The sequence below is a fragment of the Parasedimentitalea huanghaiensis genome, assembly GCF_009753675.1.
GTDB classification, from domain to species: domain Bacteria; phylum Pseudomonadota; class Alphaproteobacteria; order Rhodobacterales; family Rhodobacteraceae; genus Parasedimentitalea; species Parasedimentitalea huanghaiensis.
The window spans coordinates 277,574-290,267 of record NZ_WQLV01000001.1 but is presented as its reverse complement, the minus strand read 5'-3'; the positions used below and the strand labels follow the sequence as shown (position 1 = coordinate 290,267).

Sequence of the window (12,694 nt, the reverse complement as noted above, 5' to 3'; positions counted from 1 at the left end):
CGTTAAGCGGTCTTTTTCTTCTTTTTGGCAGCAACCACTTTTTCAGCGAGGTCACGGGCAATTGCAAAGGCGCCCTTGATTTTGTCACCATCACTGCGCCAGTCACGGCTTACAACTATTTTGTTGTCGCGTACTTTGGCTTGCCCATCCTGGGCCTGAATAAATTCGACCAACCCTGTAGGTGAAGCAAATTTATCGTTGTGGAACTGAATGGTCGCCCCCTTTGGACCGCCATCAAGTTTCGCAATTCCAGCCCGCTTACACATCGCTTTGATCCGTACAACCAACATCAATGTATTGACCTCTTTGGGTAATTTTCCAAAGCGATCAATAAGCTCGGCAGCAAACCCTTCGAGTTCTACTTTGGTGGTGAGTGATGACAAGCGTCGATACAGGCCCAGTCGAACATCCAGGTCAGGTACATATTTTTCTGGGATCAGGACTGGAACACCTAGGTTAATCTGCGGTGCCCATTGGTCATCGCTCTCAGTCAAACCTTCCATCTGACCAGATCGGATTTTACTGATCGCTTCTTCTAACATGGATTGGTATAACTCATACCCGACGTCGCGCATCTGGCCCGATTGTTCTTCACCCAAAAGATTTCCTGCACCCCTGATATCAAGATCTTGCGAGGCAAGGGTAAAGCCGGCGCCCAAAGTATCCAATGACCCCAGAACCCTCAGCCGCTTTTCTGCAGCGGGTGTCAGTTTGGTTCTGGGTTTGGTGGTCAAATAGGCATAAGCGCGGGTTTTGGAACGCCCCACCCGTCCACGGATTTGGTACAGCTGTGATAGACCGAACATATCAGCCCGATGCACCACCATTGTATTTGCGGTAGGAATATCCAGCCCACTTTCGACAATGGTTGTGGCAAGCAGAACATCGTATTTTCCATCATAGAACGCATTCATGCGCTCATCCAGGTCACCTGCAGCCAACTGACCATGTGCAATCACATAGGTGAGTTCGGGCATTTGGTCTTTCAGGAAGGCTTCGATATCCGGAAGATCGCTGACGCGCGGCACCACGTAAAAGCTTTGCCCACCACGGTAATGTTCGCGGAGCAAGGCTTCGCGGATGGTAACAGTATCAAATTCGCTCACATAGGTTCGGATCGCCAATCTATCGACAGGCGGCGTTCCAATGATTGACAGGTCCCGCACCCCTGAAAGTGACAATTGAAGGGTGCGCGGGATTGGCGTCGCCGTCAGTGTCAGCACATGAATATCACTACGCATCTGCTTTAACTGTTCCTTGTGACCAACCCCAAAGTGTTGTTCTTCGTCGATTATCAAAAGGCCAAGGTCTTTAAACCGGATGCTCTTTGCCAAGAGCGCGTGGGTACCAACAACAATATCTACCGTGCCACGCGAAATTCCATCTCGTGCCGCCTGAGCATCTTTTGCCGTAACAAATCTTGATAACTGCCTGACTTCTAAAGGAAAACCCCGAAATCTCTCAGCAAAGCTTGCGTAATGCTGTCGCGCCAGCAACGTCGTCGGTGCGACGATTGCAACCTGCACACCTGACATTGCTGCGACAAACGCAGCCCTCATTGCGACTTCAGTTTTGCCAAAACCAACGTCACCACAGACGAGCCTGTCCATTGGGCGACCAGATGTAAGATCATCAATGACATCCCCAATAGAACGCAATTGATCGTCTGTCTCTTGATATGGAAAACGCGCAGAAAAAGCGTCCCAGCTGCCAGGTGGCGGATCAAGTACAGGTGCACGCCGCAGGGCGCGTTCAGCGGCCACCCGGATCAACCGGTCAGCTACTTCGCGGATACGTTCCTTCAGCTTGGCTTTTTTAGCTTGCCAGGCACCACCGCCCAGCCTGTCCAACAAGCCTTCGTCGTGACCGTATTTTGACAACAGCTCGATGTTTTCAACTGGCAAGTACAGTTTGGCGGCTTCTGCGTATTGAAGAAGGATGCATTCATGTGCAGCGCCAGCTGCAGTTACAACTTCCAACCCAAGGAACCGACCGATGCCATGGTCAACATGCACCACCAAGTCACCCGGACTAAGCGACTGAGTTTCTGTCAGGAAATTTTCCGCCTTGCGCCGTTTTCGCGGCGCCCGGATCAATCTGTCGCCCAAGACATCCTGTTCAGAAATGACCGTCATGTCCTGGGTCACAAACCCATGTTCCAGCGCCCAGACAGCAAGATGTAGTCCGGACTTCCCAATCCGGGTGCCATTCATTACCGGGATAACTTCAGCAAGCCCTTCATCCTCGATTAACCCAGTCAATCGTTCTCGTGCACCTTCGGAATAAGATGCAACCACAACAGGTCCTTCAATCAGTCGCGCCCGAATATGGTCTGCCAAGGCCCCAAAAAGACTGATACTTTCTTGCTGTCGTTCTGGAGAGAAGTTCCGGCCTATTCGACCACCTGCATCCAGGACACCCGGCCCAGTGGCCTGAGGGAGCGGATGCAATTGGATCACCCTCTGGTCAGAAATAACCTTCTCCCAAGTGGCGTCATCCAAATATAGCAATCCTGGTGGGGTCGGTTTGTAAACCGTGTCGATCCGCCCCTTGGACTGCATCGCAATTTTTCGATTTTCATACTGATCTTCAATAGTTTCCCAGCGGGCTAACCGAGCTGGTGTCACCTGATCGTCTAGTGTCACTGTTGCCTTCGGCATATAATCAAAGAGCGTTTCCATCTTTTCATGAAAGAACGGCAACCAATGCTCAATACCCTGATGCTTACGCCCTGCACTCACAGCCTCATACAATGGGTCATCTGTCCCAGCAGCGCCAAATTCTATCCGATAGTTCTGCCTGAACCGGGTGATCGCCGCTTCATCAAGAATCACTTCGGAAACCGGAGCTAGTTCAATCAGATCCAGTTTTTCAATCGTCCGCTGATTAACTGGATCAAAGCGACGAGCGCCATCCAACACATCTCCAAATAAATCCAGCCGTACCGGACCAGTTTGACCTGGGGGGAAGATGTCTATGATACCACCTCGGATTGCATAGTCTCCCGGTTCCATCACTGTTGGGCTTTGTGTGAACCCCATCCGAACCAGAAAATTACGTAATGCCGTTTCATCAATACGCTTGTTCACCTGTGCCGAAAACGCAGCTTCGCGCAACACGGTGCGAGCCGGCACCCGTTGGGTTGCTGCATTCAATGTCGTCAATAGTACAAATTCGCTCGGCATTTGGTGGACTAGCGCCGCCAAGGTTGCCATTCTCGCGGCCGCAATGTCAGCATTCGGCGACACCCGATCGTATGGTAAACAGTCCCAACCAGGAAACACAAACACCGGCATGTCTGGGGCAAAGAACGCAAGCGCAGCCCGCATCGCCTCCATACGTTTGTCATCGCGTGCCACATGGAGCACGGGTTCGCCAGATTTGCTCACCTCCTTGAGGATCAAACGGGCATCAAACCCTTCCGGCGCACCGCCCATGGTGATAACACGCTGCACCATTGTGCGCTTCTCCTCTTTCATGGCCTGCTAACCTAGGAAGCCAAGTTGCAGGTTTTGATACATGCCCCACATTGCGGTAACAAAGATCGATACTGTGCCAATCATCTGAATATACAGCCTGCACCGAACCAAAACCTGTTGTAACTCGGTTCCCGAAATGCCGTCCCGTACAATTCGCCCCGCAGTTGCTCGGGTAAGAACACCAACCAGACTCAATGGGAAAGCCAGTAAAAAGGCCGCCTGCGCAAATTCTACATGGTAGAAGAACCCCAACACCAGCAATCCGGACAAGACAAAACAAACCAGAGCTAGCAACCAAGCACCAGACACCTGCATAATGTACATAAGACGGTTTACATTGCCTCGAACCACATCTTCCAAATCCTGTTCGGCCTGACCACCATGCCGCTTGGCGCGATAGACCATGTCAATGGGTACCCCAAGCACCCAATGACTGGCAGAAGACCACATGACTGCAAGGGCAATCCAAAACCAGAGATTGGAAAACGATCGCAGGTCAATCAGCTCAACCAAAGTATCAACTAAATCCAAGGCTGCGCTCCCTACGCCACGCTAAGTCAAGTGTTGGCATGTATCCACTGCCCCGCCCGCCTGCACAAGGTCTGGTCTGAATATTCAGAAGATCGCGACGATTGTGCACTTGTTAACACGCAGTAATCCATGCCACCCAGTTTGATAGTATTCTAAGGAGATATCCATGACGCCGACTGTTGCCAGCTTTCCCGCCGCCCGCCTTCGCCGCACCCGGTCAACTCCGGCAATCCGGGATTTGGTCCGCGAGAACAGTCTTGGCTCAAGCGATCTGATTTGGCCGGTCTTCGTTCGCGATGGCAGCGGTATTGAGGAGCCTATTCCTTCAATGCCTGGTGTTGTCCGACGCTCTGTCGACAAGATTGCAGAGGCCGCAGTCGAAGCCCAAGCATTGGGTATCCCCGCCATTTGTTTGTTCCCGTATACAGATGCCGGCCTCAAAACGGAAGATTGCGCGGAGGCCTGGAATCCGGACAACCTAACCAACCAAGCCGTTCGTGCGATCAAGGCGGCAGCTCCAGACATCGCGGTAATGACAGATGTGGCACTTGATCCCTACAACATAAACGGCCACGACGGATTTGTCGTAAACGGCGAAATCGTCAATGATGCTACTGTCGAGGCCCTGGTAAAGATGACACTGGCTCAGGCTGAGGCTGGCGCCGATATCATTGGTCCTTCAGACATGATGGACGGCCGAATTTCTGCAATGCGTAACGCACTGGAGCAGGCTGGCCATTCCAATGTGATGATCTTGTCCTATTCTGCAAAATACGCGTCGGGGTATTATGGCCCTTTTCGTGATGCGGTTGGCGCTTCGGGTGCACTGAATGGAGATAAGAAAACCTATCAAATGGATCCGGCCAACAGCGATGAGGCCATACGGCTGGTTCAGCGCGACCTTAGTGAAGGTGCAGATATGGTTATGATTAAGCCTGGTATCGCCTATCTCGACATATGCCACCGTATTAAATCCACATTTGGGGCCCCCACATGTGCCTACCAGGTATCCGGCGAATACGCGATGATCCAAGCCGCTGCACAAAACGGTTGGATCGATGGCGAACAGGTGATGCTGGAAAGCTTGATGGCATTCAAACGCGCAGGATGTGATGGCATTTTGACTTACTTCGCGCCAGAAGTCGCGCGCCTGCTGAATAGGTAGTTCACCGGGCTAAGGCATTTGGCTAACTTCCAGCAAGAAGCCGCCCATAATAGCGCTCTGCTAGATGACAGGTGGCGATTTTAAGCTTATAAACAATGACAGAGCCGGAAAACCGGCCTTTATCGAGCAAATACAGGCAGTGACACTCATGACTAGAAATTCTTCTTCCCGGCTGACCCGACGTGGTTTTGCCCTAGGCGCCTTAGCGACGACCGGTGTGACCGCAGCCTGCGGCAATGGCGTTGGCAGCAGCGGCGCAGCAACCATTGACGCACGCGTAAATGCAACTCTTAGCCAGATGTATAGCCTTTACCCAAACACCAGAGCGCTGTCGGACAATTCAACCGGTATGTTGATTATGCCATTGGTGACCGAAGCTGGTTTCATTGTTGGTGGTGGATATGGCCGGGGCTCTCTGCGCATTGATGGTGCAACTGTTGATTATTATTCCACCATCAAAGGCAATGCGGGTCTGCAAATTGGCGTACAGCAATATGCGCATGTTTTGTTCTTCATGACTGAGGACGCCCTAAGCACTTTCCGCCGCTCGACAGGTTGGACCGCGGGCGCTGATATTGGCTATGTCGTTAAGGACAAGGGGGAGACATTGACCACTGACACCAACACGCTGACCTCTCCTATTCTGGCGGCAATTTTTGGACAGGCAGGCCTTCAAATTGGTGCCTCGCTCGAAGGATCAAAATACACCCGTATCATTCCTTGATCGGCACCAATCTTCACAACAAAGCGCACTGAAACAGGTGCGCTTTGTTTTTGGTCATCGTTGATTAGCTGTGATGGCGATCAACTCAGCATACGCAGTCTCTTCAGCAGACTAGATGTATCCCAACGACCGCCACCCTTGTTTTGTACGTCCTTGTAGAACTGATCGACGATGGCGGTCACTGGTAAGCTGGCCCCTGTTTCATTCGCAGCATCCAGACAAATCCCCAGATCCTTCCGCATCCAGTCCACTGCAAAACCGTGATCAAAGTTATCGTCAATCATGGTTTCGAAACGGTTGGCCATTTGCCAACTTCCCGCGGCACCTTGACTGATCACTTCTACCACTGCTCTGCCGTCCAGCTCTGCTTTCTCCGCAAAATGCAAGGCCTCGCTTAACCCCTGTACCAGCCCCGCAATTGCAATCTGGTTGCACATTTTGGTCATCTGTCCAGCACCACTACTACCAATGCGGCGACAAATACGTGAATAGGCATCAACTACCGGCGCTACGCGCTCAAAGGCATCTCTATCGCCACCACACATAACCGACAAGACAGCATTTTCAGCCCCGGCCTGACCTCCCGAGATTGGTGCATCCACAAATGATATTCCGAGACCTTCAGCAGCGGCATAAAGTTCGCGTGTCACTTTTGCCGACACGGTCGTATGATCAACAAACACACTCCCCTTTTGCATGCCGGCAAACGCCCCATCTTTGCCCTCACAAACCGCCCGCAAATCATCATCGTTGCCGACACAAGACATTACGAAGTCTGCTCCCTGCACTGCCTCACGAGGGGTGGCTGCGTAACCACCGCCGTACTGCTTAGCCCAAGTCTCAGCCTTAGCTGTGGTCCGGTTGTAAACCGTCACTTGATGCCCAGCTTCCTGAAGGTGTCCAGCCATCGGGAAACCCATTACGCCCAAACCTAAGAATGCTATTTTTACCATCTGCTTTCCCCTCAACCAGACTTCGCCTATGTTGGCGCGACCCTAACATCCGCGTCGAAAGGTTCAATCACCTTCGACCGAAAATGAATTGTACCGAAGGAACAGACCATCCATGGGACTCCTTTTCCGCTGGCTCATGAGAATGACCACAGCATTACTTGTCTTGATAGTTCTGGGGCTCGGGCTTGCATATTTTCTAGCTTCGCAATCCCTCCCAGACTATGATAAAGACATTGCCCTACCAGGGCTTTCGGCGCCTGTCGAAATTGTCCGCGACAATGCAAATGTTCCCCATATATTCGGAAGCTTCGGCGCCAGCGACGAAGACGTTTACTTTGGCCTTGGTTACGCTCATGCACAGGACCGGCTCTGGCAAATGACTATGCTTCGCCGTACCGTTCAAGGGCGGCTATCCGAAGTATTTGGCAGCCGGACAGTGGAGATTGATAGCTTATTGCGTCGTCTTGACCTGTATCGACTGGCGCAACAATCAGTCAGTGCTCAAGACCCGGGGACACTAGCCGCCCTGACGGCCTACTCTGCAGGTGTCAACGCGCGCCTTGGTGAGATCAACGACAGTGCTCTTGGTCGCGGTGCACCAGAAATGTTTGTCTTCAACGCCCCCATCGCCCCTTGGCAGCCAGCTGACAGTATTGCGGTGATGAAACTCATGGCCCTAAAATTATCCGGGCAGCTTCAAGACGAAGTCCTCCGTGCCCGGACTATGCTGATCCTGGACGATCCGGAACGCCTGCTCGATATTCTTCCAGATTCTCCAGGCACCGGCGTCGCTGCCTTGCCAGAATATGCGCAGTTGTTCCCAGGCCTAAAACGCTATGCCGAGACAGCGTCGATACCACAGGCTGCCATGTCCCCTTTTCCGCCCCGCGGTTTGGCTGGGGCCTCAAATGTCTGGGCTGCTGCACGCGCCCGGTCTGCTTCGGCTGGGACTTTGCTTGCCAACGACCCACACATGGGCCTGAGCGCTCCTACTCTTTGGTATTTGGCACGGATGGAACTTGCTACGGGAGGGGTTATCGGCGCGACCTTACCCGGCATTCCAGCCGTGATTGTCGGCCGGTCAGATCAATTAGGATGGGGGGTAACTTCGTCGTATGTTGATGATCAGGATATTTTCATTGAAAAGCTCAACCCTGAGAACCCCGAGGAATACCTAACCCCGAACGGTTATAAACGGTTTACATCTCGACCTTCGATCATCCAAATTAAAGATTCGCAACCCATCACGCTCATTCTGAGGTGGAGCGAGAACGGCCCAGTTTTACCCGGATCCCTTTATGGTTTGTCTGCTGTGACACCTTCTGGACATGTTGCCAGCCTTGCATGGACAGCCCTAAGCGACACCGATACTTCCATGAGCGCTGCAATTTCGCTAATGCGAAGCCAAAATGTGCAAGACGCACTAGTATCAGGGGAACACTTCATTGCACCTTCGCAAAACCTAGTTTTGGCGGATCAAGAAACCATTGCAATGAAAACCATTGGTTCTGTACCGCAACGCAATGCCCGAAATCAAAGCCAGGGACGACTTCCAAATCAAGGCTGGCGTCGTGAAAACCGTTGGCAGGGGAGATCGCCCTATGCTGCAAATCCGCAATTTGTTAGCCCGCGTGGTGGCATACTGGGCAACACAAACAACAAACTCCTAGAACGCCCCTTTCCCAATCATGTGTCATATAACTGGGGCGACACGCAACGTATCCACCGCTGGCAAAAGCTGATGCAGACACGGCAGGTCCATACTCGGGATAGCTTCATCGAAGCACAGCTCGACACAGTTTCCTATACCGCTCGCTCCCTACTTCCTCTCATCGGTGCAGACCTCTGGTTCACGTCCAACGCAGCTACCGAGGGGACTCTAGCACGTCAACAGCAGACCGCATTAAGTCTGCTATCAGAGTGGAACGGAGAAATGAATGAGCACCTTCCAGAACCGCTTATTTATATGGCCTGGCTTAGGGCCCTTCAGGCGCGGTTAATCGTTGATGAATTGGGGCCTCTAGCCAGCGAATTCAAACATGTGGAACCGCTGTTTATTGAACGCGTATTTCGTGATGTTGATGGCGCATCTGCCTGGTGTGACATTCGCCAAAGCGCACCCAAAGAAAGCTGCACGGATATGGCCCGAATGGCGCTAGACGATGCCTTAGTCTGGATTAACGAGCGTTACGGGTCAGCGCTTGAATCGCTAAGATGGGGTGATGCTCATCAGGCAACACATGACCACGAGGTCTTGGGAGAGGTTCCCCTGCTTCGATTCTTCGTAAACATTCGCCAATCCACAAGTGGTGGCGACAATACCCTTCAACGTGGTCTGAGTTCAGGCGAAGACCCAGATCCCTTTCAGAATGTTCATTCAGCTGGCTATCGTGGCGTCTATGATTTCTCTGACCCAGACAGTTCGGTCTTCATAACCTCGACTGGACAATCAGGTCACTTCCTGTCTCGTTTCTATGATGACATGGCGCAGTTGTGGCGGAGGGGTGAGTATATTCCGATGTCACTTGATGTTGATCTAGCGCGCGCTGCTGCGGTTGGAATTACACGAATTCAGCCGCTGCAGAAATGACCGAGCTGCCCATCAACATGTTTCACATTTGAACTGATTGATGGGCAGTAAGAATGCTTGACTAAGGCTGGATTACAACGCGCTGAATTGGGACTTCTGCCGATCAGTCCATAGAACAGTGATTTCAAACCCGGTCTCAGTTTGTTTTTCACCTTGCACAAGATCTTCGGCAAAAAGCCAAGCCCTCTGTTTGCCTTGCGAAAACTCAAGACTGAGCACTTCTTGATGACGAGCACCTTGCAGTTGCTCCGCTATGTCTCGCAACAGTTCTGGCAGACCTTCACCGGTTATGGCGGAAATCGCGTGGATCCCCTCTTCCCGCTCTGCTCGCTGACGTCTCGCATCTGCCTCTTCTTTCGGCAGCTGATCCAGTTTGTTCCAGATCTCGATCCTTGCTCGGTTTTCATCGACACCTAGCGACGCCAGAATTCTGTCGACATCCATCGCCTGATTATGGGTGTCTTCGTGGCTTATGTCGCGCACATGCACCACCAGGTCTGCACCAAGAACTTCCTCTAGTGTCGCACGAAATGAAGCCACCAATTCAGTAGGGAGGTCTGAAATAAAGCCAACAGTATCTGACAAAATGATTTCTGGCCCGTCTTCCAGCTCAACCCGCCGCATCGTCGGGTCCAAGGTCGCGAACAACATGTCTTTGACCATCACGTCAGCACCGGTCAGGCGGTTGAACAAAGTGGATTTCCCTGCATTGGTATATCCGACCAAAGCAACAATCGGATATGGCACCTTGGCACGTGCCTCTCGGTGCAAAGTACGGGTCTTGACCACCTTATCCAACTGGCGACGCAGACGTACCAATTGATCGTCAATAGCTCGACGGTCGGCTTCGATCTGGGTTTCGCCAGGTCCACCGACAAATCCCAATCCGCCGCGTTGTCGTTCAAGGTGGGTCCATGCACGGACCAATCGCGTTCTCTGATAGTTTAGCGCAGCCATTTCGACTTGCAGCACACCCTCTCGAGTGCGGGCTCTATCTGAGAAAATTTCGAGAATTAGGCCGGTTCTATCGAGTAACTTAACACCCCAGGATTTTTCAAGGTTGCGCTGCTGTACCGGCGAAACAGGGCCGTCGATAAGAACAAGATCAATTTCTTCAGTTTTGAAAATTGCAGCAAGTTCTTCGATTTTACCTTTGCCAAACAATTGACCCGAATGAGCCTTTGGCAAACGCACAACAAGTGACCCGATCACATCAAGATCCGGTAAGGCCCTAGCTAGCGCCACGCCTTCTTGCAATGCAGGTTCGGCCGGGCGCCGCCCGCTATTTGATCTAATATCCGGATGCAGCACCCATGCACGGGTCTGGATCCTGTCATGTTCCATCAAGAGGCGTCTTCACCCTCGTATAGGCTGATCGGCTGGGCCGGCATGATCGTGGAGATGGCGTGTTTATAAACCAGTTGCGATTGACCGTCGCGACGTAGCAGCACACAGAAATTGTCAAACCAGGTGATGACACCTTGCAATTTTACACCATTGATCAGAAATATAGTTACCGGAACTTTGGTTTTACGCACATGATTCAGGAACGCATCCTGAAGGTTCTGTCGGTCCGAAGCCATAGTTTGTTCTCGCTTTTGTTCTTGCTACACGCTGCGGATCAGCGCGACTCTTCATTTCATTCAAGTATGGACACAGAAATTCAGTGTTTCCAACCAAAAAAGCACTTGATATCGCTGCGAAGTTAACCAAGTTCGTTCAATTGCGCCAGAGGTTTGGTGTCAACAAGGCGATGATTGCAAGAGTTTCTAGCCGCCCCAGAACCATAGCTAAACAGAGTACTAATTTGGCGGAGGGCGCTAGCAACGCTAAGGAAATTGAAGTTTCACTAGCGACCTCTATCAACGGGCCAGTGGTCGACAAGGCAGCGATTGCTAACACCAGGGCCTGCTCGAAATCTGACCCCAATGCGGCCAGGCTGGTGCTTATCAACGCGAGCGTTAGGGCGAACAACATGAAGAAAACCCATGCAACAAAGGCTCCATTCTTTTGTAAACGCTTATTTCCGGCCCCCTCGCCGCTGACCGAAGATGGGTGCACCAAACGTTCCATTTCACGCATACCGTTAAGATACAAAGCATAAACTCGAAGCAGCTTTACACCGCCTGCAGTGGTTGCAACACCGCCTCCGACAACTGCTAAACCCAGCAAAATCAACCCTGGTGTACCTAGGCCAGACCATTGTTGGGCTGCCGCCCAGTCCGCACTTTCAAACCCCGTAGTTGTCAAAAAGGACATCACGGTAAACACGCCTCCCCACAAAGAATGAAAGGCCTGCGACAAATTTTCCGAAGCGCTAACTTCAAAGGAGGCCAACCAATGGCGTAGAAAAAGCAACAGTGGCACCCCAATCACCAGAATCAAACCGATGCGAAATTCTGGATCTCGGTCTAACCGGACATGTCCCGACGTTGCAGTGTCCGTGGAAAACGTTAACCGCGATAAAGCAAAAAACATAAATAGGAAGATAACCATTTCCCCGGCCAATCCACTGTTCGCGTTAACCAACCCTCCAACTGCGGAAATACCGGAGGTGGCCATCACCGACATCGCATGACTCAAACCGATCAGGCTCTTCTCTCCGGTCATCATCAGCAACACCCAAAGCGCCATCGTCAGCCCAACATAAATTGGTACCAAGGTCTGTGTCACAATCACCAATCGACGCCGTGGGTCCCCCTGCTGCATATGAGCAGGGGTTTCAGTGCCGCGTCCGGGTTCTCCGCGTGCAGTTACTTCAAAACCTCCTAACGACAAGGGCGCAAGCACAGCTGATGCTGCGATCCACATAAGCAACCCTCCCATCCAGCCGACTTGCGCGCGCCAAAGATGTACACTAGGCGGCAACCGGCCAGGGTCTGCAAAAACGTCAGCACCTGTAGTGGTAATCGCACTAACCATGTCGAAATATGCATTCAGATAGCTGGTGTTTTGCAAAGCATCATGGGTTGGAACCGCCAGAAAGAGAGGCAGCACTGAAAAAGTGGCGAGCAATGACAACAGTTGCCCCAACATTCCATAGCGCGGCACCCTGTTGCTCAACGACAAACCAATAAACGTTACAAGCATCAAACCGACAATGCCCGAATAAAAGAAACTACGCGATGTTGGGTGATCATCCAGCACCACCGCATGAATGGCGGGTACCCACATCGCCAACGCAGCAATGCCAAAAATCAGCAAGAACAAGGGCAATCGAAGTATGCCAGGAGGGGCCGTCTTCCTAGCCAT

The 12,694-nt window shown here is 51.9% G+C and carries 9 protein-coding genes; 3 read left to right on the top strand and 6 right to left on the bottom strand.

Annotated features, from left to right (window positions below; all coding sequences use genetic code 11):
• Positions 1-2: 2 nt before the first annotated feature.
• Together mfd and GO984_RS01345 are read right to left on the bottom strand one after the other, a co-directional pair.
• Entirely contained in the window at positions 3-3,458 is a 3,456-nt protein-coding gene (mfd, locus tag GO984_RS01350) for a transcription-repair coupling factor (protein WP_157021186.1), read from the bottom strand.
• 27 nt (positions 3,459-3,485) lie between these two features.
• Entirely contained in the window at positions 3,486-4,010 is a 525-nt protein-coding gene (locus tag GO984_RS01345) for a component of SufBCD complex (RefSeq protein ID WP_157020788.1), read from the bottom strand.
• A gap of 166 nt (positions 4,011-4,176) precedes the next feature.
• Between GO984_RS01345 and hemB the strand changes: the two genes are divergently transcribed.
• On the top strand, positions 4,177-5,175 hold the full coding sequence (gene hemB / locus GO984_RS01340) for a porphobilinogen synthase (RefSeq protein WP_157020787.1): 999 nt from the start codon (positions 4,177-4,179) through the stop codon (positions 5,173-5,175).
• Between the two features lie 148 nt (positions 5,176-5,323).
• On the top strand, positions 5,324-5,899 hold the full coding sequence (locus tag GO984_RS01335; protein ID WP_157020786.1) for a lipid-binding SYLF domain-containing protein: 576 nt from the start codon (positions 5,324-5,326) through the stop codon (positions 5,897-5,899).
• An 80-nt stretch (positions 5,900-5,979) separates the two neighbouring features.
• Here the strand turns inward: GO984_RS01335 and GO984_RS01330 are convergent, their stop codons facing one another.
• Positions 5,980-6,852, bottom strand: a complete 873-nt coding sequence (locus GO984_RS01330; RefSeq protein WP_157020785.1) for an NAD(P)-dependent oxidoreductase — start codon at positions 6,850-6,852, stop codon at positions 5,980-5,982.
• Positions 6,853-6,964: 112 nt separating this feature from the next.
• Between GO984_RS01330 and GO984_RS01325 the strand changes: the two genes are divergently transcribed.
• The gene (locus GO984_RS01325; protein WP_157020784.1) at positions 6,965-9,442 is read left to right on the top strand and encodes a penicillin acylase family protein; all 2,478 of its coding nucleotides are present in this window, start codon (positions 6,965-6,967) and stop codon (positions 9,440-9,442) included.
• A 72-nt stretch (positions 9,443-9,514) separates the two neighbouring features.
• Here the strand turns inward: GO984_RS01325 and hflX are convergent, their stop codons facing one another.
• The 3 genes from hflX to GO984_RS01310 all read right to left on the bottom strand — a co-directional run bounded on the left by hflX (position 9,515) and on the right by GO984_RS01310 (position 12,694).
• Positions 9,515-10,786 (bottom strand): GTPase HflX, encoded by a 1,272-nt coding sequence (gene hflX / locus GO984_RS01320; RefSeq protein ID WP_157020783.1) that lies wholly within the window; start codon positions 10,784-10,786, stop codon positions 9,515-9,517.
• Positions 10,786-11,025, bottom strand: a complete 240-nt coding sequence (hfq, locus tag GO984_RS01315; RefSeq protein WP_008204623.1) for an RNA chaperone Hfq — start codon at positions 11,023-11,025, stop codon at positions 10,786-10,788. The genes hflX and hfq overlap by 1 nt, the downstream gene beginning before the upstream one ends.
• 136 nt (positions 11,026-11,161) lie before the next feature.
• A complete protein-coding gene (locus GO984_RS01310; protein ID WP_157020782.1) occupies positions 11,162-12,694 on the bottom strand; it encodes a TrkH family potassium uptake protein in 1,533 nt (510 codons plus the stop codon).

Excerpts from the sequence above, each read along its gene's own strand:
- mfd (WP_157021186.1), bottom strand. The coding sequence starts at position 3,458 with ATGGTGCAGCGTGTTATCACCATGGGCGGTGCGCCGGAAGGGTTTGAT.
- hemB (WP_157020787.1), top strand. The coding sequence starts at position 4,177 with ATGACGCCGACTGTTGCCAGCTTTCCCGCCGCCCGCCTTCGCCGCACC.
- GO984_RS01335 (WP_157020786.1), top strand. The coding sequence starts at position 5,324 with ATGACTAGAAATTCTTCTTCCCGGCTGACCCGACGTGGTTTTGCCCTA.
- GO984_RS01330 (WP_157020785.1), bottom strand. The coding sequence starts at position 6,852 with ATGGTAAAAATAGCATTCTTAGGTTTGGGCGTAATGGGTTTCCCGATG.
- GO984_RS01325 (WP_157020784.1), top strand. The coding sequence starts at position 6,965 with ATGGGACTCCTTTTCCGCTGGCTCATGAGAATGACCACAGCATTACTT.
- hflX (WP_157020783.1), bottom strand. The coding sequence starts at position 10,786 with ATGGAACATGACAGGATCCAGACCCGTGCATGGGTGCTGCATCCGGAT.
- hfq (WP_008204623.1), bottom strand. The coding sequence starts at position 11,025 with ATGGCTTCGGACCGACAGAACCTTCAGGATGCGTTCCTGAATCATGTG.
- GO984_RS01310 (WP_157020782.1), bottom strand. The coding sequence starts at position 12,694 with ATGGCTAGGAAGACGGCCCCTCCTGGCATACTTCGATTGCCCTTGTTC.